The organism is Streptomyces sp. Root1304, assembly GCF_001426405.1.
GTDB lineage: Bacteria > Actinomycetota > Actinomycetes > Streptomycetales > Streptomycetaceae > Streptomyces.
The window spans coordinates 42514-61695 of sequence record NZ_LMEP01000006.1; the positions used below are offsets into that span (position 1 = coordinate 42514).

The 19182-nt window shown below is 72.7% G+C and carries 19 protein-coding genes; 14 read left to right on the forward strand and 5 right to left on the reverse strand.

Going from position 1 to position 19182, the window contains the following annotated elements:
* Positions 1-14 precede the first annotated feature (14 nt).
* The 3 genes from ASD33_RS10590 to ASD33_RS10600 all read right to left on the reverse strand — a co-directional run bounded on the left by ASD33_RS10590 (position 15) and on the right by ASD33_RS10600 (position 3897).
* Positions 15-1424: a DNA-3-methyladenine glycosylase 2 family protein gene (locus ASD33_RS10590; RefSeq protein WP_277922084.1), complete on the reverse strand. Its 1410-nt coding sequence runs from the start codon at positions 1422-1424 to the stop codon at positions 15-17.
* A 64-nt stretch (positions 1425-1488) separates the two neighbouring features.
* Entirely contained in the window at positions 1489-2610 is a 1122-nt protein-coding gene (gene rsgA, locus ASD33_RS10595; RefSeq protein ID WP_056557168.1) for a ribosome small subunit-dependent GTPase A, read from the reverse strand.
* 222 nt (positions 2611-2832) lie between these two features.
* Positions 2833-3897, reverse strand: a complete 1065-nt coding sequence (locus ASD33_RS10600; RefSeq protein WP_056557172.1) for a hypothetical protein — start codon at positions 3895-3897, stop codon at positions 2833-2835.
* A gap of 97 nt (positions 3898-3994) precedes the next feature.
* On the opposite strand from ASD33_RS10600, the gene ASD33_RS10605 reads away from it, so the two are divergent.
* Positions 3995-4453 (forward strand): VOC family protein, encoded by a 459-nt coding sequence (locus ASD33_RS10605; protein WP_056557175.1) that lies wholly within the window; start codon positions 3995-3997, stop codon positions 4451-4453.
* On the opposite strand, the gene ASD33_RS10610 is transcribed toward ASD33_RS10605, so the two are convergent.
* Both ASD33_RS10610 and ASD33_RS10615 read right to left on the reverse strand, forming a co-directional pair.
* Positions 4345-5133, reverse strand: a complete 789-nt coding sequence (locus ASD33_RS10610; protein WP_056557178.1) for a DUF6597 domain-containing transcriptional factor — start codon at positions 5131-5133, stop codon at positions 4345-4347. The two genes, ASD33_RS10605 and ASD33_RS10610, sit on opposite strands and share 109 nt — an antisense overlap.
* Before the next feature lie 29 nt (positions 5134-5162).
* Positions 5163-6287 (reverse strand): YihY/virulence factor BrkB family protein, encoded by a 1125-nt coding sequence (locus ASD33_RS10615; protein ID WP_079044700.1) that lies wholly within the window; start codon positions 6285-6287, stop codon positions 5163-5165.
* Between the two features lie 17 nt (positions 6288-6304).
* Between ASD33_RS10615 and ASD33_RS10620 the strand changes: the two genes are divergently transcribed.
* The 13 genes from ASD33_RS10620 to ASD33_RS10680 all read left to right on the forward strand — a co-directional run bounded on the left by ASD33_RS10620 (position 6305) and on the right by ASD33_RS10680 (position 19177).
* Positions 6305-7963: an acyl-CoA dehydrogenase family protein gene (locus ASD33_RS10620; RefSeq protein WP_056557184.1), complete on the forward strand. Its 1659-nt coding sequence runs from the start codon at positions 6305-6307 to the stop codon at positions 7961-7963.
* Between the two features lie 390 nt (positions 7964-8353).
* Positions 8354-9640, forward strand: a complete 1287-nt coding sequence (locus ASD33_RS10625; RefSeq protein WP_056557187.1) for a helix-turn-helix domain-containing protein — start codon at positions 8354-8356, stop codon at positions 9638-9640.
* A gap of 106 nt (positions 9641-9746) precedes the next feature.
* On the forward strand, positions 9747-10316 hold the full coding sequence (locus tag ASD33_RS10630) for a GNAT family N-acetyltransferase (protein WP_056557190.1): 570 nt from the start codon (positions 9747-9749) through the stop codon (positions 10314-10316).
* A 155-nt stretch (positions 10317-10471) separates the two neighbouring features.
* Complete coding sequence (locus ASD33_RS36920; RefSeq protein ID WP_310591794.1) at positions 10472-10555, forward strand: putative leader peptide; 84 nt, start codon at positions 10472-10474, stop codon at positions 10553-10555.
* Positions 10556-10691: 136 nt separating this feature from the next.
* Complete coding sequence (locus tag ASD33_RS10635) at positions 10692-12389, forward strand: nitrite/sulfite reductase (protein ID WP_056557193.1); 1698 nt, start codon at positions 10692-10694, stop codon at positions 12387-12389.
* The gene (locus tag ASD33_RS10640; protein WP_056557195.1) at positions 12386-12565 is read left to right on the forward strand and encodes a hypothetical protein; all 180 of its coding nucleotides are present in this window, start codon (positions 12386-12388) and stop codon (positions 12563-12565) included. The genes ASD33_RS10635 and ASD33_RS10640 overlap by 4 nt, the downstream gene beginning before the upstream one ends.
* A complete protein-coding gene (locus ASD33_RS10645) occupies positions 12562-13284 on the forward strand; it encodes a phosphoadenylyl-sulfate reductase (protein ID WP_056557198.1) in 723 nt (240 codons plus the stop codon). The genes ASD33_RS10640 and ASD33_RS10645 overlap by 4 nt, the downstream gene beginning before the upstream one ends.
* The gene (gene cysC, locus ASD33_RS10650) at positions 13281-13847 is read left to right on the forward strand and encodes an adenylyl-sulfate kinase (protein ID WP_056557201.1); all 567 of its coding nucleotides are present in this window, start codon (positions 13281-13283) and stop codon (positions 13845-13847) included. Before ASD33_RS10645 ends, cysC begins: the two co-directional genes overlap by 4 nt.
* Positions 13844-14779, forward strand: coding sequence for a sulfate adenylyltransferase subunit CysD (gene cysD / locus ASD33_RS10655; protein ID WP_056557204.1), 936 nt, complete (start codon positions 13844-13846; stop codon positions 14777-14779). Before cysC ends, cysD begins: the two co-directional genes overlap by 4 nt.
* On the forward strand, positions 14779-16122 hold the full coding sequence (locus ASD33_RS10660) for a GTP-binding protein (protein ID WP_056557207.1): 1344 nt from the start codon (positions 14779-14781) through the stop codon (positions 16120-16122). The genes cysD and ASD33_RS10660 overlap by 1 nt, the downstream gene beginning before the upstream one ends.
* 194 nt (positions 16123-16316) lie before the next feature.
* Positions 16317-17426, forward strand: coding sequence for an aliphatic sulfonate ABC transporter substrate-binding protein (locus ASD33_RS10670; protein WP_056557210.1), 1110 nt, complete (start codon positions 16317-16319; stop codon positions 17424-17426).
* A 67-nt stretch (positions 17427-17493) separates the two neighbouring features.
* Positions 17494-18288, forward strand: a complete 795-nt coding sequence (locus tag ASD33_RS10675; RefSeq protein ID WP_056557213.1) for an ABC transporter ATP-binding protein — start codon at positions 17494-17496, stop codon at positions 18286-18288.
* A complete protein-coding gene (locus tag ASD33_RS10680) occupies positions 18275-19177 on the forward strand; it encodes an ABC transporter permease (RefSeq protein WP_056557216.1) in 903 nt (300 codons plus the stop codon). Before ASD33_RS10675 ends, ASD33_RS10680 begins: the two co-directional genes overlap by 14 nt.
* The last annotated feature ends 5 nt before the right edge of the window (positions 19178-19182 follow it).

Sequence of the window (19182 nt, forward strand, 5' to 3'; positions counted from 1 at the left end):
CCTCAGCGACAGCCCTACGCTGCGCTCCCCCGCGCCGGCGTCCTGAGGTAGTGCGTCGCGTACGAGCGCCAAGGGCGCCATTCCTCCGCGTCCGGACCGCCCGCCGACGGTACGTCGGGGTCGCCGAGCGCCCGCATCCGGATCAGGGCGGCGGCCGCCGCCGTGACGCCGGGGACGGTGAGCAGCGCCCGCTCGGCCTCGTCGCGGTCGGCGCCGGGGTCGAGGCGTACGGTCCCGTCGGCGAGCGCGCGGGCCAGCGGGCCGGCGACGGGATGGCCGGTGAGGGCCCCGGGCTCGGGGAACACATGGGTGAGGGTGCCGCAGGCGGTGGCCAGCGGCGTGCCGTGGGACTCGGCCAGCCGGGCCGCCTCGCTGGGCCCGAGGAGGGTCCGCAGGGCGAACTCCTCCGGTTCGGCCGTGCCCGGGGAGCGGACCCCGGGCCGGGCGGCCACCTCGGCGGCGAGCCCGGGGGCGGCGCCGAGGCGCTCGGCGACGGCGTACGGATCGGCGTCCAGGTCGAAGAGGCGGCGCAGCCGGTGCACGGCGGTGGTCAGGTCGCGCAGCTCGGTGAGGTGGATGCGGGCCTCCAGCCAGCGCCCGGCGGAGCGCTCGTCGACGGAGACGACGCCGGTGCCGTACGGGAGCCGGAGCGTCCGCCGGTAGGTGCGGGCGCCGGGGGCGCCGAGGACCTCCTCCACCCGGGGGACGGCCTCGGCGGCGAGCAGGTCGAAGACCTCGCCGGCCGCGTACGGCCCCCGGTGCGCGAGCCGCAGCGGCACCCCGGCGGCGAGCGCGGTACGGGCCCCGGCACCGCTGCCGGCCTCGGCGCGCAGGGCGCTGGGGGTGCGGGCGTAGACGGCGCGGATGGTCTCGTTGAACTGGCGGACGCTGGCGAAACCGGCCGCGAAGGCGATCTCGGTGACCGGCAGTCCGGTGGTCTGGAGCAGCAGACGGGCGGTGTGCGCCCGCTGGGCGCGGGCGAGCGCGACGGGCCCGGCGCCCAGCTCGGCGGTGAGCTGGCGCTGCACCTGCCGGGTGCTGTAGCCGAGGCGTCCGGCGAGGCCGGGCACGCCCTCGCGGTCGACGACGCCGTCGCCGATCATCCGCATGGCGCGCCCGACGACATCGGCCCGGACGTCCCAGGCCGCCGAACCGGGCACGGCGTCCGGCCGGCAGCGGCGGCAGGCGCGGAAGCCGTGGCCCTGGGCGGCGGCGGCCGTCGGGAAGAAGGCGACGTTCTGCCGTTTGGGGGTGACGGCCGGGCAGCTGGGGCGGCAGTAGATGCCGGTGGTCCGCACGGCGAAGAAGAACTCGCCGTCGAACCGGGCGTCCCTGCTGCTGACCGCTTCGTAGCGGGTGTCGTCGTCCTTCACGCCTCCCAGTGTGCGGCCCGGGACGACACCCGGCTCGCGGATTTCGGACACGACGGTACGGGGGCGGGGGCGGTACGGAGGGGAGCGCCGTGCTCCCCTCCGTACCGTCGGCCCGTCAGCGGACGTGCCCCCGCTTCAGCTCCATCGCCCGGCGCCCCTCGGCGCCCCTGCGCTTCCAGTCCTTGAGCATCTCGGTGCGCATCCGGGCGTCGGTCTTGGCGACGAGCCGCCGGTTCTCGCGGAGCAGCTTGCGGTAGCTCTCCAGGCGGCGCACCGGAAGGGAGCCGTCCTCGATCGCCGCCGCGACGGCGCAGCCCGGCTCCGCCTCGTGGGCGCAGTCGTGGAAGCGGCAGTCCTTGGCCAGTTCCTCGATCTCGGCGAAGACCTGTCCGACGCCGGCCTCGGCGTCCCAGAGCCCGACCCCGCGCAGTCCGGGGGTGTCGATGAGGACTCCCCCGCCCGGCAGGACGAAGAGGTTGCGGGTGGTGGTGGTGTGGCGGCCCTTGCCGTCGATGTCACGGGCGGCCTGGACGTCCATCACGTCCTCGCCGACGAGGGCGTTGGCGAGGGTGGACTTCCCGGCGCCGGAGACGCCGAGCAGCACGGTCGTACCGCCCGCGACGACCGCGGAGAGCACGTCGAGTCCCTCGCCCGTGGTCGAGCTGAGGGGCAGCACCTGGACGCCGGGGGCGACCGTCTCGACGTCCTCGACGAGGTACGAGAGGCCGGTCGCGTCGGGGACGAGGTCCGCCTTGCTGAGGACCACGGTCGGCTGGGCACCGGACTCCCAGGCCAGGGCCAGGAAGCGCTCGATGCGGCCGAGGTCGAGTTCGACGGCGAGCGAGACGGTGATGACGGCGTGGTCGACGTTGGCCGCGAGGATCTGGCCCTCGGACCGCTTGGAGGAGGTGGACCGCGCGAAGGCCGTACGACGCGGCAGGCACGCCCGTACGTACCGGGGGTCGCCGGCGTCCTCGGGGTCGACGGCGGCCCAGTCGCCGGTGCAGATGACCCGGAGCGGGTCGTGCGGGGTCACGAACGCCGTGTCGGCGCGCACGGTCCCGTCGGCGGTGGCGACGTCGCACTGCCCGCGGTCGACCCGGACGACCCGGCCGGGGACGAGTCCCTGGGCGGCGTACGGAGCGAAGGCGGCGGCCCAGCCCGAGTCCCAGCCGTGGGCGTCGAGCGGCGAGCCGGAAGTGGAGAGAGAGGTGAGCGGGGAAAGCGGGAAAGACAAGGGGGACCCTTCACAGGGGTGGCCCCGGCACGGTGGGTGAGAAGTGAGGTCAGCCGGTGGCCACGGAGGTGGAGTGGATGAACTTCTGCGTGAGGGCAAGGCCCGTCGTGACGACAGCCATCGGTCACACCTCCTGTGTGTGTCTTTCGCGGCGCGTGATGCTCGCGATCTCGTACGGCGGTCACCGTAGCCGCAACGGCCCGGCGCGCGCCATGGATTAATTCAGGCCATCGCGAGCGCGGTCGTCAGGACCGCGGCGAGCAGCACGGCGATGGTCAGGGCGGCGGTCCCGGGCGCGGGTACGCGCAGGCGTGCCGCCGGGGGGATGTCCTCCGCGCGGGCGGCGTCGGCGCGGGCGCGGCTCAGGGCGGCGGCCGGGGGGTGCTGCGGGAGGTCGACCCGCCAGGGGCGGCGCGGGTCGTGGCGGACGACGGCCGCGCGGTGGACGTGGACGTGCTGGAGGTCGAGGGGGTGCTCGACCTCGATCCGGTAGGGGTCTCCCGCGTCCGGCAGGACGGTCAGGTCGAAGACGAAGGAGGTGCCCCGGGTGGTGAGGGCGTGCAGTCGCGCGGGCGAGTGGGCGGCGTCCGGCCCGGTCACGGGGCCGCGCGCGACGCCCGGCCGGTGGCGCAGCCGCGCCTGACCGAGCACGACCAGGAGTGCGACGGTGCCGTTCAGGCCGAGCATCATCGCCCACCGGGGGCCTTCGAGGACCCCGTGCACCAGGGCGGTGGTGGCGACGGCGGCGGGAACGGCCGTGACGAGGGTGGCGGGTGCGGCGGCCTGGCGCAGCAGGGCGCGGAGCGGGAGGCGGGCGGCGCCGGCCGGGGCGGTCTCGGGAACGGGGTCCCCGGCCTGCGGCCCGGCAGCGGGGTCCTGGGGCTCGGCGGTGTCGCTCGGCCCGCCGCCCCTGTGGTGTATCGCCCGTACGACGCCCGCCACCACCAGGACGGCGCCGAGCGCCGCGAGGCCGTAGGCCCAGACGACCGCCTCGTCGTCCTCCCGGTCCATCAGGAGGCCGAAGGCGGCGAGGAGGAGGGCGATGCCGGCTCCGGCGGCCCCGAGGAACGGGGCCGCGATCACGGCGGCGGCGATCAGCGACGGGACGGCGATGAAGAGCGCGCCGCCCGCGAGCTGGTTGGTGGCGCAGCCGTCGGGGTCGCACTCCCACCGCACGCCCGAGTACTCGGTGGCGAACACATGGCAGACGTACCAGGTCTGCCAGAACAGCAGGACGGCCGCGGCCGCCCAGGGCCACGAGGTCCGTCCGTACGCGCGCGTGCTCATGGACCGACCGTAGCCCGGGGGCCGGGCGGCGCGGCAGGGCGGGGGCGCGTCCGATTCGTTCAAGACCGGCCGGGGGCGGTCTGCCTACCGTGCCTCCATGGACAGGACATCGCGCATCACCCCGCAGCTGGACCTCGTCGGTCTCGTCGTCTCCGACATGGCCGCCTCGCTCGCGTTCTACCGTCGCCTCGGTCTGGACGTCCCCGACCCGGCCGGGAACGCGCCGCACGTGGAGGCGACGCTGCCCGGCGGGCTGCGGATCGCCTGGGACACGGAGGACGTGGTCCGTTCCTTCGACCCCGGCTGGACGCGGCCCGCGGGCGGCCACCGGATCGAGCTCGCCTTCCGGTGCGGTACGCCGGGAGACGTGGACGCGGTGTACGAGGAGCTGGTCGCCGCCGGGTACCGGGGGCATCTGAAGCCCTGGGACGCCGTCTGGGGCCAGCGTTACGCGGTGGTCCTCGACCCGGACGGCAGCGGCGTCTCGCTGTTCGCCGACGCCGGTCCCGATTCGGCCACCGGCGCCGGTCCGGACCCCGCCACCGACGCCGCGTAGGCGCTCAGGGTCGTCCCCGCGAGCGCCCGTGTCTCGCGGGCGAGATGGGCCTGGTCGGCGCAGCCCGCGCGCACGGCGGCCTCCGCGTACGGCACTCCGGCCCCGACCAGGGCGAGCGCGCGCTGGAGGCGGAGGACGCGGGCGAGGGTCTTGGGGCCGTAGCCGAAGGCGTCCAGGGAGCGCCGGTGCAGCTGCCGGGCGCCGAGCCCGACGGCCCCGGCCGTCTCCGCGACCGCCCGGCCCGCGGCGAGACCCGCCACGACGGCCCGGAGCAGCGGGTCGGGGGCGGGGGCGTCGGCGGCCCGGCGCCGTACGAACGCGTCCAGGGCGGCGGCCGGATCGGCGGCCGCCGCGATCCGCTCGCCGAGGCGCCGGGCCTCCGCCTCGCCCCACAGCGCGCCGAGGGCGACCCGCCGGTCGCGGAGTTCGTGGGCGGGGACGCCGAGGAAGCCGGGTGCGTCGCCGGGGGCGAAGCGGATGCCCGCGTACCGCCGGGCGAACGCGCCGGGCACGTACGCGCGTGTGTCGGGTCCGGCGACGAGGAGGTGTCCGTCGGCCCAGATCAGGTCCATGCAGCCGTCGGGCAGGACCGGCCGTTCCGCCGGGGCGCCGGCGGGGGCGGCGGCGGTCCGGGTCCACAGGACGGCTCCGTCGAGCAGGGCCGGGCGTTCCTCGTACACACCTCGACGATAGGCCCCGAGGGGGTCGGTCAGTCCTTCTCCCAGCCCGAGTGGAGGCGGGACTTCACGTCGTCCGGGGGGAGGAACTTCGACCAGCGCTCGGGGAACTCGGAGGGCATGTCGGGGTCGTCCTCGTCGACGTCCTCCGCCTCGGCCCGTACGCGGGCGACGAGCTCGGCGGCCTGGACGGCGCGGGCCCGTTCGTTGGCCTCGCGGGCGGCGGCGGTGGCGACGGAGGGCCAGACCCGGTCGATGGCGGCGTTCACGGCGGCGCCGACCAGGACGGCGAAGGCCGAGATGCCGATCCAGAGGAGGACGGCGATGGGGGCGGCGAGGGAGCCGTAGATCGTCGGGCCCTCGACCTGGCTGGTGAGGTAGATCCGCAGCAGGAAGCTGCCGAGGACCCACATGCCGAGCGCGACGAGGGCGCCGGGGATGTCCTCGATCCACGGCGATCTGACGGGGACGGACACGTGGTAGAGCGTGGTGAGGAAGGCGATGGAGAGCAGGATGACGGCCGGCCAGTACAGGACGGCGACGACCTCGGTGCCCCAGGGCACGAGTGCGACGACCCGGTCGGGGCCGACCACCGCCAGGGGCAGGACGACGGCTCCGATGAGCAGCGCCACGATGTAGAGCAGCAGGGCGAGGAGCCGGGTCTTGACGATGCCCCGGTGTCCGTCGAGCCCGTACATGACGGTGATGGTGTCGATGAAGACGTTCACCGCACGCGACCCGGACCAGAGGGCGATGGCGAAGCCGAGGGAGATCAGCTCGGGCCGTTTGCCCTGGGTGATGTCGTCGAGGAGGGGTTCGGCGATCTCGTGGACGCCCCGGTCGGACAGGACCGTGCCGGCCGCGTGGAGGATGTTCTCCCGGATGCTGGCCACGGTGTCGGTGTTCGTCAGGTCGTCGGCGTACCCGAGGACCGCGATCAGGCCGAGCAGCAGCGGGGGCAGGGACAGCAGGGTGAAGAACGCGGCCTCGGCGGCGAGGCCGAGGATCCGGTACTCGATGCACGAGTTGACGGTGTCCTTGAGGAGCAGCCAGGCCATCTTCCGCTTCGAGACGTTGCGGTAGAGGACGCGCGCGCGGTGGAGCCTGCTCCAGGGCCGCCGCTCGGGCCGTTCGGGTGTTTCGCTTGCTGCCTGCACCTGCTTACCGTATCGGCATGGCACCGAGCACCCACACCGTGACCAACCAGGCTCCGCCCCTGGTGGGACATGACGTCTTCACGAGCGACCGGGCGTTGGCGGAGGCGGTCGAACGGCACCTCGCCCCGGAGCTCCTCGCGGAGGCCCGCGAGGAGCTGGAACTGCTCGGCCGGGCGAACGGTTCCGCGCAGGTACGGGAGTGGGGGGAGCGTGCGAACACGCATCCGCCGCGGCTGCGGACCCACGACCGGTACGGGCACCGGATCGACGAGGTCGAGTTCGATCCGGCCTGGCACCGGCTGCTCGGCAAGTCGGTGGGGGCCGGTCTCACGGACGCGTGGGGCCGGCCGGGCGGCCATGTCCGGCGGGCCGCCGGGTTCCTGGTGGTGTCACAGGTGGAGGCGGGGCACGGCTGCCCGCTGTCGATGACGCACGCGGCGGTCCCGGCGCTGCGGGTCGAGCCGGAACTCGCCGAGGTGTGGGAGCCGGCGGCCACCGCGCACCTGTACGACCCGGAGCTGCGTCCGGTCGCGGAGAAGCCGGGCGTCCTGCTCGGGATGGCCATGACGGAGAAGCAGGGCGGCAGCGACGTCCGGGCGAACACCACGGAGGCGCGCCCGCTGGCGGCCGACGGGGAGTACGTCCTGACGGGGCACAAGTGGTTCTGTTCGGCGCCGATGTCGGACGCCTTCCTGGTCCTGGCGCAGGCCCCGGGGGGCCTGACCTGTTTCCTGGTGCCCCGGGTGCTCGCGGACGGCTCGCGGAACGCGTTCGCGCTCCAACGGCTGAAGGACAAGCTGGGCAACCGTTCGAACGCCTCCGCGGAGGTGGAGTTCGACGGGACGACCTGGGCGCGCCGGGTCGGCGAGGAGGGGCGCGGGCTGCGCACGATCATGGGGATGGTGGCGGCGACCCGGCTCGACTGCGTCCTCGGTTCGGCGGCGCTGATGCGGCAGGCGGTGGCGCAGGCCGTGCACCACTGCACGTACCGGAGCGCCTTCGGCGGGCCGCTGTCCGAGAAGCCGCTGATGCGGAACGTACTGGCCGATCTCGCCATCGAGTCCGAGGCGGCGACAGTTCTTGGAATGCGTCTGGCAGCGGCCTACGACGCCGGCGACACCGACGGCGGCGGCGACGCCGGGCGGGAACGGGCCTTCCTCCGTATCGCCGTTCCCGCGGCGAAGTACTGGGTGACGAAGCGGTGCGTGCCGATGGTGGCGGAGGCGCTCGAATGCCTGGGCGGCAACGGCTACGTGGAGGAGTCGGGGATGCCCAGGCTGCTGCGGGAGTCGCCGCTGAACTCGGTCTGGGAGGGCTCGGGGAACATCCAGGCGCTGGACGTGGTCCGGGCGCTGCGGACCGAACCGGCCTCGCTCGACGCCCTGCTGCGGGAGGTCGGGGCGGCGCGGGGCGCGGACCACCGGCTGGACCGGGCGATCCGGGGGCTGCTGGTCGAACTGGCCGACCTGGAGGGGGTCGAGGCGCGGGCGCGACGGCTGGCGGAGCGCGTCGCGCTGGTGCTCCAGGGGGCGCTGCTGGTCCGGTGGGCGCCGCCGGAGGTGGCGGACGCGTTCTGCGCGTCGCGGCTGGGCGGGGACGGGGGCGCGGCGTTCGGGACGCTGCCGCACACGCTGGATCTGCGGGGGCTGGTGGAGCGGGCGCGGATCGAGGTCTGAGGGTCCGTCCGCCCGTCCGTCCGGGGGGCCCTGCGTCCGTGTCCGTACGGGGGCCCTGCGTCCGTATCCGTCCCGGGGCCTGTGCCCGCATCCGTCCCGGGGCCTGTGCCCGCATCCGTACGGGGGAAGCTTGCCGCGCGTACCAGGGGTGGACCGCAGGGGGTCGGCACGCGCGGAAAAGCGGGGGTGGTGCTGCGCCGACACGGCACCACCCGCCGCTCGGACCACCCTCGCCCAGGGGGGCGGTGGAGGACCAGAGTTGCAAAGGGTTGCAGGATTACCCGAACCGGGCCTCACGGGACGCTTCCGAACGGCACGATGGGCACCGACACTCCGGACATCTGCCCCGTGCAGAACCGATACAGCACCCCGGGTGGCTGGGAGAGACCGATGAATAACACGCAGCTCGACATGAAGCGCCTCGCCGCCATGGACGCCGCCCAGGCCACCCGGCTGCTCCGCCGGGTGCGCGAGGAGACCCTCGCCGGCCGGCGGCCGCCGATCGCTCCCCGCCCCGTCATCGACGCGTCCTGGCAGCGGATGGCCCGGCTCGGCCTCGACCCCGACCAGGGGACGAGCAGCGTGCTGCTCCAGCGGGACGAGCTGGAGGAGCGGCGCAGGAGCACCCTCCTGTCCGAGGTCATGCAGACGCTGAGCGGCGGACTCGCCGGCATCGCCGACACCTCGCTCCAGATCATGGTGGTGACCGACGAGCACGGCCGGGTGCTGTGGCGGCAGGGGAACCTCGCGGTGCTGCGGCAGGCCAACGGGATCTGTCTGGAGGAGGGCGCGGCCTGGACCGAGCACACCACCGGCACCAACGCGGTCGGCACGGCGCTCGCCATGGGCAGGGCCGTCCAGGTGCACTCGGCCGAGCACTACGTGCAGGCCCTGCACAACTGGACCTGCGCCGCCGCCCCCGTGTACGACCCGCGCGACCGGCGGCTGCTGGGCATCCTGGACGTGAGCGGTCCCGCGTCGACCTTCCATCCGGCGATGCTGGCGCTGGTCGGTTCGGTGGCCCAGCTCGCCGAGGCCGAGATGCGGGAGCGGCACCGCGGTTCGGTCGAGCGGCTGCGGTCGGTGGCGGCGCCGATCCTGTGCCGGGTGGGCGGCCGGGCGGTCGCCGTGGACAGCCACGGGTGGACGGCGGCGGTCACCGGTCTCGCGCCGGTGGACCGGATCGCGCTGCCGAAGTCCTTCCGGGCCGGGCGGGTGTGGCTGCCCTCGCTCGGCGTGTGCGCGGTGGAGCCGCTGCCCGGCGGCTGGCTGCTGCGGGTGGAGGAGGAGAGCCGGCCGGCGGACCCGGGCACGGAGGCGGCGAGCCGGGTGGTCCTCGACCTGAGCCGGCCGCGCCGCTGGACGGTGGCCGTCTCGGGGGCGGCGGGCAGCTGGCAGCAGGAGCTGAGCCCCCGGCACGCCGAGCTGCTGTACGTACTGGCGCTGCACCGGGACGGACGGACGGCGGCGGAGCTGGCGGACGACGTCTTCGGGGACCGCACGCGGACGGTGACCGTACGCGCGGAGATGTCCCGGGTACGCCGGAACCTGGCCGGAGTCCTGGCCCACCGCCCGTACCGCTTCCGCGAGGAGGTGGCGGTGGAGGTCCTCCGCCCGACCCTCCCGGCGGACCTGCTGCCCCACTCGCTGGCACCGGCGGTACGGGCGGGGGTGTAGGGCCTGTCGCCGGGGACCGACCCCGGACGTCCATATTCCGGACACCTCCACCCGGTCACTGAACCCCCGGTCGCCGCCCCGCGCGGGCGCATGATGCGATGGGCCCATGAGCATCACTCTCACCACGTGGTCCCTCGAACAGACCTCGCCGGCCGACCTGCGGCCCTCCCCCGTCCCCGAGGGCGGCGACATCACCGTCGTGCGGGCCGAGGTCCCGTCGCCGGAGTACAGCCGCTACCTCTATACGGCCGTCGGCGGCGACATCCGCTGGAACGACCGGCTGCCCCTGACGTACAAGCAGTGGCAGGAGATCGTGGAGAAGCCGGGCACCGAGACCTGGGTGGCGTACGAGAAGGGGACACCGGCCGGTTACGTGGAGCTGGAGGCGCAGGCCGACGGTGTGGTGGAGATCGTCTACTTCGGCCTGATCCCGGCCTTCCGGGGGCGCCGGATCGGCGGCCACCTGCTCTCGTACGGTGTCGCGCGGGCCTGGGACCTGGCCGCCCGCTGGCCGGGGCGCGAGGAGACGAAGCGCGTCTGGGTGCACACCTGCTCCCTCGACGGGCCGCACGCGATGGCCAACTACGAGCGGCGCGGCTTCCGGCTCTTCGACACCAAGGTCGAGGAGGCCGAGGAGTCGGAGACCCCCGGCCCGTGGCCCGGCGCCTACGCCTGAGCGCACCGCCCGGCACTCTCCCGCACACCCGAAGGGGCCCTCATCAGGGCCCCTTTCGCGTGACCCAGAACACACCATCTCGCCAAGCGAGACGACTACGTCCGCATCCTGGACGATGCTGGACTGGGTCCAAAGTCCCGTGACACGCTTCCGTCATGTCTGGAACTGGAATTGCCTTGGTGAGTCGGCGGCACGTCGACCTCGGCCGCATGTCCAGCGCCATCTGTCCGGCGCGCTGAGAGAACCAGCACCGCCGCGATCTCCATTCAGCACGACTCTGCCCCGCCCTGCTGCGCACTGACGCGCCACCCTCTGACCTGAGCGCGAGTGTGCAGGTCAGAGCCGCCCTCTCGCAGTCCCGAAGGACAAGACGCCATGGCCGCCACCCCGGAAAACCCCACCCCAGCCGCCGCACGCCGCAAGACCGGGCGCCACCGTGGCGAGGGTCAGTGGGCCGTGGGGCACTTCACCCCGCTGAACGGCAATGAGCAGTTCAAGAAGGACGACGACGGTCTCAATGTACGGACACGTATTGAGACGGTCTACTCGAAGCAGGGTTTCGACTCCATCGACCCCAACGACCTGCGCGGACGCATGCGCTGGTGGGGCCTCTACACCCAGCGCAAGCAGGGTCTGGACGGCACCAAGACGGGTGTCCTGGAGCCGGAGGAGCTGGACGACGAGTACTTCATGCTCCGCGTCCGTATCGACGGCGGCCGGCTGACCACCGACCAGCTCCGCGTGATCGGCGAGATCTCCGAGGAGTTCGCCCGGGGCACCGCCGACATCACGGACCGGCAGAACGTCCAGTTCCACTGGATCCGCATCGAGGACGTCCCCGAGATCTGGAACCGCCTGGAGACGGTCGGCCTGTCCACCACCGAGGCCTGCGGTGACACCCCGCGTGTCATCCTCGGCTCCCCGGTGGCCGGTATCGCCGCCGACGAGATCATCGACGGCACCCCCGCCATCGACGAGATCCAGCGTCGGATCGTGGGCAACAAGGACTTCTCCAACCTGCCCCGCAAGTTCAAGTCCGCGGTCTCCGGCTCGCCGCAGCTCGACGTGGCGCACGAGATCAACGACATCGCCTTCGTCGGCGTGCGCCACCCGGAGCACGGCCCCGGCTTCGACGTCTGGGTCGGCGGCGGTCTCTCCACCAACCCCAAGCTCGGCGTCCGCCTCGGCACCTGGGTCTCGCTCGACGAGGTCCCGGACGTCTACGAGGGCGTCATCTCGATCTTCCGCGACTACGGATACCGCCGGCTGCGCAACCGCGCCCGCCTGAAGTTCCTCGTCGCCGACTGGGGCCCGGAGAAGTTCCGCCAGGTCCTGGAGGACGAGTACCTCCAGCGCAAGCTGACCGACGGCCCCGCCCCCGAGCAGCCCGCGGGCCAGTGGCGCGACCACATGGGTGTGCACCGGCAGAACGACGGCCTGTACTACATCGGCTTCGCCCCGCGCGTGGGCCGGGTCGACGGCGCCACCCTCACCAAGATCGCCGGCCTGGCCGAGCAGCACGGCTCCGGCCGGCTGCGCACCACCGCGGACCAGAAGATGATCCTCCTCGACATCGAGGAGGACCGGATCGAATCGGCGGTCTCGGCCCTGGAGGCCCTCGACCTGCGGGTGAACCCCACCCCGTTCCGGCGCGGCACGATGGCCTGCACCGGCATCGAGTTCTGCAAGCTCGCGATCGTCGAGACCAAGGCGCGCGGCGCCTCGCTCATCGACGAACTGGAGCGCCGCATCCCGGAGTTCGACGAGCCGCTGACGATCAACATCAACGGCTGCCCGAACGCCTGCGCCCGCATCCAGGTCGCGGACATCGGCCTCAAGGGCCAGCTGGTCCTGGACGACGAGGGCAACCGCGTCGAGGGCTACCAGGTCCACCTGGGCGGCGCCCTCGGCCTGGAGGCCGGCTTCGGCCGCAAGGTCCGCGGCCTCAAGGTCACCGCGGCCGAGCTCCCGGACTACGTCGAGCGGGTCCTCAAGCGCTTCCAGGCGGAGCGCGAGGACGGCGAGCGCTTCGCCACCTGGACCGCCCGCGCCTCGGAGGAGTCCCTCTCATGAGCGAGCGCGCCGCACCGTTCCACTGCCCCTACTGCGGCGACGAGGACCTGCGTCCCAACGAGCAGGGCCACGGCGCCTGGGAATGCGCCTCGTGCAGCCGAGCCTTCCAGCTGAAGTTCCTGGGGCTCCTCGCCCCGGCGACTTCGGGCAACACCCCTGGGAGGGAAGAGATATGACGACCACTCAAGACGATCAGGGCCAGGACGCCACCGCGGCCGACCTCAAGGCACTCGCCGAGCAGGCCGGCCGCGACCTGGAGGACGCTTCTCCGCTGGAGATCATCCGCTGGGCCGTGGGCACCTTCGGCGCGGACTTCTGTGTCACCTCCTCCATGGAGGACGCGGTCGTCGCCCACCTCGCCTCGCGCGTGAAGCCCGGCGTGGACGTCGTCTTCCTCGACACCGGCTACCACTTCGAGGAGACCATCGGCACCCGCGACGCCGTGGACGCCGTGATGGACGTCCACGTCATCACCCTGACCCCGCGTCAGACCGTGGCCGAGCAGGACGCCGAGTACGGTCCCCGGCTCCACGACCGCGACCCCGACCTGTGCTGCGCACTGCGCAAGGTCAAGCCGCTCGAAGAGGGCCTGACCCGGTACCGCGCCTGGGCGACCGGCCTGCGCCGCGACGAGTCCCCGACCCGGGCGAACACCCCGGTCGTCGGCTGGGACGAGAAGCGGCGGAAGGTCAAGGTCTCCCCCATCGCCCGCTGGACGCAGGACGACGTCGACGCCTACGTCACCGAGCACGGTGTCCTCACCAACCCGCTCCTCATGGACGGGTACGCCTCCGTCGGCTGCGCCCCCTGCACCCGCCGCGTCGAGGCGGGCGAGGACGCCCGCGCCGGACGCTGGGCGGGACGGGCCAAGTCCGAATGCGGACTGCACGGATGACGGACACTCAGGAAGTTCAGGAGAAGCACGTGACGGGTGCCACCATCTGGCTCACCGGCCTGCCGAGCGCCGGCAAGACCACCATCGCGTACGAGCTGGCAGGACGCCTCCGCGAGGAGGGCCACCGGGTCGAGGTGCTCGACGGCGACGAGATCCGCGAGTTCCTCTCCGCGGGCCTCGGCTTCACCCGTGAGGACCGGCACACCAACGTGCAGCGCATCGGCTTCGTCGCGGAACTGCTCGCCTCCAACGGCGTGAAGGTCCTCGTCCCCGTCATCGCGCCCTACGAGGACAGCCGCGAGGCGGTCCGCAAGCGCCACGCCGCGGAGGGCACCCCGTACGTCGAGGTGCACGTCGCCACCCCGGTGGACGTCTGCTCCGTCCGCGACGTGAAGGGGCTCTACGCCAAGCAGGCCGCGGGCGAGATCAGCGGCCTCACCGGCGTCGACGACCCCTACGACGAGCCGCGCAACCCCGATCTCCGGATCGAGTCCCACACCCAGACCGTGCAGGAGTCGGCAGCGACGCTCCACGCGCTGCTCACCGAGAGGGGCCTCGCATGACGACCGTCGCTCATGTTCACGACACCACGGACAGCCCGTTCGCGCTGTCGCACCTCGACTCCCTGGAGTCCGAGGCCGTCCACATCTTCCGTGAGGTGGCGGGCGAGTTCGAGCGGCCGGTGATCCTCTTCTCCGGCGGCAAGGACTCGATCGTCATGCTGCACCTGGCGCTGAAGGCCTTCGCTCCGGCGCCGGTCCCCTTCACGCTGCTTCACGTCGACACCGGGCACAACTTCCCCGAGGTCCTGGAGTACCGCGACCGCGTCGTCGCCCGGCACGGGCTGCGGCTGCACGTCGCCTCCGTGCAGGAGTACATCGACGCCGGCAAGCTCCGCGAGCGCCCCGACGGCACCCGCAACCCGCTGCAGACCGTCCCGCTCACCGAGGCGATCCAGCAGCACCGCTTCGACGCCGTCTTCGGCGGCGGCCGCCGCGACGAGGAGAAGGCCCGCGCCAAGGAGCGGGTGTTCTCGCTGCGCGACGAGTTCTCGCAGTGGGACCCCCGCCGCCAGCGCCCCGAGCTGTGGCAGCTCTACAACGGCCGCCACGCGCCCGGTGAGCACGTCCGCGTCTTCCCGCTCTCCAACTGGACCGAGCTGGACGTCTGGCAGTACATCCAGCGCGAGAAGATCGAACTCCCGCAGATCTACTTCGCCCACGAGCGCGAGGTGTTCTCCCGCAGCGGCATGTGGCTGACGGCCGGCGAGTGGGGCGGCCCCAAGGAGTCCGAGACCACGGAGAAGCGGCTGGTCCGCTACCGCACCGTCGGCGACATGTCCTGCACCGGCGCCGTCGACTCCGACGCCGCCACGCTCGACGCCGTCATCGCCGAGATCGCCGCCTCCCGGCTCACCGAGCGGGGCGCGACCCGCGCCGACGACAAGATGTCCGAGGCCGCGATGGAAGACCGCAAGCGCGAAGGGTACTTCTAATGAGCACGTCCACCGAGCAGCTGTCCGACCAGCTGGCGGCCACCACCCTGCTGCGTTTCGCCACCGCCGGCTCCGTCGACGACGGCAAGTCCACCCTGGTGGGCCGGCTGCTGCACGACTCCAAGTCGGTCCTCGCCGACCAGCTGGAGGCCGTGGAGCACGCCTCGCGCTCCCGCGGCCAGGAGGCGCCCGACCTGGCGCTCCTCACCGACGGACTGCGGGCCGAGCGCGAGCAGGGCATCACCATCGACGTGGCGTACCGCTACTTCGCGACGCCCCGCCGCCGGTTCATCCTCGCCGACACCCCCGGGCACGTGCAGTACACCCGGAACATGGTGACCGGCGCGTCCACCGCCGAGCTGGCCGTGGTCCTGGTCGACGCCCGCAACGGCGTCGTCGAGCAGACCCGCCGGCACGCCGCCGTCGCCGCGCTGCTGCGCGTCCCGCACGTGGTGCTGGCCGTGAACAAGATGGACCTGGTCGACTACCGGGAGCCCGTCTTCGCCGCCATCGCGGAGGAGTTCACGGCGTACGCCTCCGAGCTCGGCGTCCCGGAGATCACCGCGATCCCGATCTCGGCGCTCGCCGGCGACAACGTCGTGGAGCCGTCCGCGAACATGGACTGGTACGGCGGCCCGACGGTCCTGGAGCACCTGGAGACCGTCCCGGTCAGCCACGACCTGACGGCCTGCCACGCGCGCTTCCCCGTGCAGTACGTGATCCGCCCGCAGACCGCCGAGCACCCCGACTACCGGGGTTACGCCGGTCAGATCGCCGCCGGTGCCTTCCGGGTCGGCGAGCAGGTCACCGTGCTGCCCTCGGGGAAGACCTCCACGGTCACCGGGATCGACGCGCTCGGCGAGGCCGTGGACATCGCCTGGGCCCCGCAGTCGGTCACCCTCCGGCTCGCGGACGACATCGACATCTCGCGCGGCGACCTGCTCGCCCCGAGCGGTGACGCCCCGGCGACCACCCAGGACATCGAGGCGACCGTCTGCCACGTGGCGGACCGGGCGCTCTCCGTCGGCCAGCGGGTGCTGCTCAAGCACACCACCCGCACGGTCAAGGCGATCGTCAAGGAGATCCCCTCGCGGCTGACCCTGGACGACCTCTCCCAGCACCCGAACCCGGGTCAGCTGGTCGCCAACGACATCGGCCGGGTCGTGGTGCGCACCGCCGAGCCGCTCGCGCTGGACGCGTACGCCGACTCGCGCCGCACCGGTTCGTTCCTGCTGATCGACCCGGCGGACGGCACCACGCTGGCGGCGGGCATGGCGGGCGAGTCCTTCGCCACCGCCAAGGCCGTCGCGGTCGTCGAGGACGAGGAAGGGTGGGACTTCTGATGAGCGAGAACGTCTACGCCACCTTCGCGAAGGAGGGCGGCCGGGTGGGCTCCGGTGCCCTCGGTGCGGGCATGGGAGGCGTCGCGCGATGTGCGTGCTGACCTCGACGCGCCGCGTGCGCGGCGCGACCCCGCTCCACCCCGAACGACATAGACGCAGACTTCGAAAACGCTGAATCGAGGGGAAAACCTCCCGTGCCTGCCACCACCCGTACCACCCTGCGACGCGGCCTCGCCGCCGCCGCCGCTCTGCCGCTGCTGATCGGCGCGCTCGCCTCCTGCGGCTACGGCTCCGAGGCCAAGAACGACGAGAAGAAGGTGGCCGCCGAGGGCGAGAAGCTCTCCGCCGACACCGTACGGCTCGGGTACTTCCCCAACCTCACGCACGCCACCGCGCTGGTGGGCGACCAGGAGGGCCTCCTCCAGAAGGAGCTGGGCGGCACCGAGCTGGTGCCCACCACCTTCAACGCCGGCCCCTCCGAGATCGAGGCGCTCAACGCCGGCTCGATCGACATCGGCTTCATCGGCCCCTCGCCGTCCATCAACGGCTACGTGAAGACCAAGGGCTCCAACCTCCGCATCGTCGGCGGCGCCGCCTCCGGCGGTGTGAAGCTCGTGGTGAACCCGGCGAAGATCAAGACCGTGGACGACCTCAAGGGCAAGAGGATCGCCACCCCGCAGCTCGGCAACACGCAGGACGTGGCCTTCCTCAACTGGATCTCCGAGAAGGGCTGGAAGGTCGACGCCCAGAGCGGCAAGGGCGACGTCTCGGTGGTCCGCACGGACAACAAGGTGACCCCGAACGCCTACGCCTCCGGTGCCATCGACGGCGCCTGGGTGCCGGAGCCGACCGCTTCGAAGCTGGTCAGCGACGGGGCGAAGGTGCTGATCAACGAGTCCGACATCTGGCCGGACAAGAAGTTCGTGATCACGAACATCATCGTGTCGCAGAAGTTCCTGACCGCCCACCCGGACGTCGTCGAGGCCTTCCTGCGCGGCGCGGTGAAGACCAACGCGTGGATCAACGCCAACCCGGACAAGGCGAAGGCCTCGGCCAACGCCAAGCTCAAGGACCTCTCGGGCAAGGCGCTGGGCGCGAAGGTCATCGACGCCGCGTGGCCGTCCATCCAGTTCACCGACGACCCGCTGGCCGCCACGCTCCAGGCGCAGGCCGACCACGCGGTGAAGGCCGGTCTGCTGGAGAAGCCCGAACTGGGCGGCATCTACGACCTCAAGCCGCTCAACAAGGTCCTGAAGGCCGCGGGGCGGCCCGAGGTCTCCGACGCCGGTCTCGGCGTGAAGTAGTTCCGGGATACCGGCGTCAGACACCCGTGCAGCAGCCCGAGTTCAGCTTCACCAGGAGGTGACGACCATGGCCACGACCGCGACGCTCGCCAAGGCCGAGGACCGTGCGGCGGTGACCCATGCCGCCCGCATCGAGCACGTCTCCAAGTCCTTCGGCGGACCCGCCGGCGGGCAGCTCGTCCTCGACGACATCTCGCTCGATGTCGCCCCGGGCGAGTTCGTCACCCTCCTGGGCGCCTCGGGCTGCGGCAAGTCCACGCTGCTCAACCTGGTCGCCGGGCTCGACCGGCCGTCCGCGGGGTCCATCGAGACCCCCGGCGGCCGGCCGGCCCTGATGTTCCAGGAGCACGCCCTCTTCCCGTGGCTCACCGCGGGCAAGAACATCGAACTGGCCCTGCGGCTGCGCGGGGTGCCCAAGACCGAACGGCGCTCCGAGGCCGAGCGGCTGCTCGAACTCGTCCGGCTCGGCGGCTCGTACGGCAAGCGCGTCCACGAGCTGTCCGGCGGCATGCGCCAGCGGGTCGCGCTGGCCCGCGCGCTCGCCCAGGACAGCGACCTGCTCCTGATGGACGAGCCGTTCGCCGCCCTCGACGCCATCACCCGGGACGTGCTGCACGACGAACTGACCCGGATCTGGCGGGAGACGAAGCTGTCGGTGCTCTTCGTCACCCACAACGTGCGCGAGGCCGTGCGGCTGGCCGAGCGCGTCGTCCTCCTCTCGTCCCGGCCGGGCCGGATCGCCCACGAGTGGACCATCGACATCCCTCAGCCGCGCCGCATCGAGGACTCCGACGTCGCGGAGCTGTCCCTCGAGATCACCGAGCACCTGCGTGGGGAGATCCGCCGTCATGGCCAGCACTGAAACCAGCCCGAGGGCCCCGAAGACGCGGAAGGCGGACGACCTCGCCGGGCTCGAAGCCGGCCTGGACGCGCTCGACACCGTGCAGATCCGGCGGACCCCGGTCCGTGAGGTCCTGCTCAAGAAGGTGTTCCCGCCGGTCTTCGCCGTCGTGCTCGTCCTCGTGGTGTGGCAGCTGCTCGTCACCGCGAAGGTCACCGACGAGTACAAGCTGCCCGCGCCGTCCGCGGTGTGGGACAGCCTGACCACGATGTGGCTGGAGGGCACCCTCCTCGAGGTGCTGTGGACCAGCGTGTCGCGGGCCCTCCTCGGCTTCCTCATGGCCCTCGCGATCGGCACCCCGCTCGGACTCCTGGTCTCCCGGGTGAAGTTCGTCCGGGCGGCGCTCGGCCCGATCCTCTCGGGTCTCCAGTCGCTGCCCTCGGTGGCCTGGGTGGCACCGGCCGTCCTCTGGCTCGGCCTCAACGACAGCATGATGTTCGCGGTGATCCTGCTGGGCGCCGTCCCGTCGATCGCCAACGGACTCGTCGCCGGTGTCGACCAGGTCCCGCCGCTCTTCCTGCGGGCCGGGCAGACGCTCGGCGCGACCGGTCTCAAGGGCGCCTGGTACATCGTGATGCCGGCCGCGCTTCCGGGCTATCTCGCCGGGCTCAAGCAGGGCTGGGCGTTCTCGTGGCGTTCGCTGATGGCCGCGGAGATCATCGCCTCCTCCCCCGACCTGGGCCTCGGCCTCGGCCAGCTCCTGGAGAACGGCCGCAACAACATCGACATGGCCGGCATCTTCCTGGCGATCATCCTGATCCTGGTCGTCGGCATCGCCATCGACCTGCTGATCTTCAGCCCGCTGGAGCGCGCCGTGCTGCGCCGCCGCGGTCTGCTGGCGCAGGGCTGAGTCCG

Coding starts and splice junctions, on each gene's coding strand:
- ASD33_RS10600 (WP_056557172.1), bottom strand. CDS start 3,897: ATGAGCACGCGCGCGTACGGACGGACCTCGTGGCCCTGGGCGGCCGCG.
- ASD33_RS10660 (WP_056557207.1), top strand. CDS start 14,779: ATGAGCACGTCCACCGAGCAGCTGTCCGACCAGCTGGCGGCCACCACC.
- ASD33_RS10675 (WP_056557213.1), top strand. CDS start 17,494: ATGGCCACGACCGCGACGCTCGCCAAGGCCGAGGACCGTGCGGCGGTG.
- ASD33_RS10625 (WP_056557187.1), top strand. CDS start 8,354: ATGAATAACACGCAGCTCGACATGAAGCGCCTCGCCGCCATGGACGCC.
- ASD33_RS10645 (WP_056557198.1), top strand. CDS start 12,562: ATGACGACCACTCAAGACGATCAGGGCCAGGACGCCACCGCGGCCGAC.
- ASD33_RS10605 (WP_056557175.1), top strand. CDS start 3,995: ATGGACAGGACATCGCGCATCACCCCGCAGCTGGACCTCGTCGGTCTC.
- ASD33_RS10620 (WP_056557184.1), top strand. CDS start 6,305: ATGGCACCGAGCACCCACACCGTGACCAACCAGGCTCCGCCCCTGGTG.
- ASD33_RS10680 (WP_056557216.1), top strand. CDS start 18,275: ATGGCCAGCACTGAAACCAGCCCGAGGGCCCCGAAGACGCGGAAGGCG.
- ASD33_RS10640 (WP_056557195.1), top strand. CDS start 12,386: ATGAGCGAGCGCGCCGCACCGTTCCACTGCCCCTACTGCGGCGACGAG.
- ASD33_RS36920 (WP_310591794.1), top strand. CDS start 10,472: ATGTCTGGAACTGGAATTGCCTTGGTGAGTCGGCGGCACGTCGACCTC.
- ASD33_RS10630 (WP_056557190.1), top strand. CDS start 9,747: ATGAGCATCACTCTCACCACGTGGTCCCTCGAACAGACCTCGCCGGCC.
- ASD33_RS10635 (WP_056557193.1), top strand. CDS start 10,692: ATGGCCGCCACCCCGGAAAACCCCACCCCAGCCGCCGCACGCCGCAAG.
- cysC (WP_056557201.1), top strand. CDS start 13,281: ATGACGGACACTCAGGAAGTTCAGGAGAAGCACGTGACGGGTGCCACC.
- cysD (WP_056557204.1), top strand. CDS start 13,844: ATGACGACCGTCGCTCATGTTCACGACACCACGGACAGCCCGTTCGCG.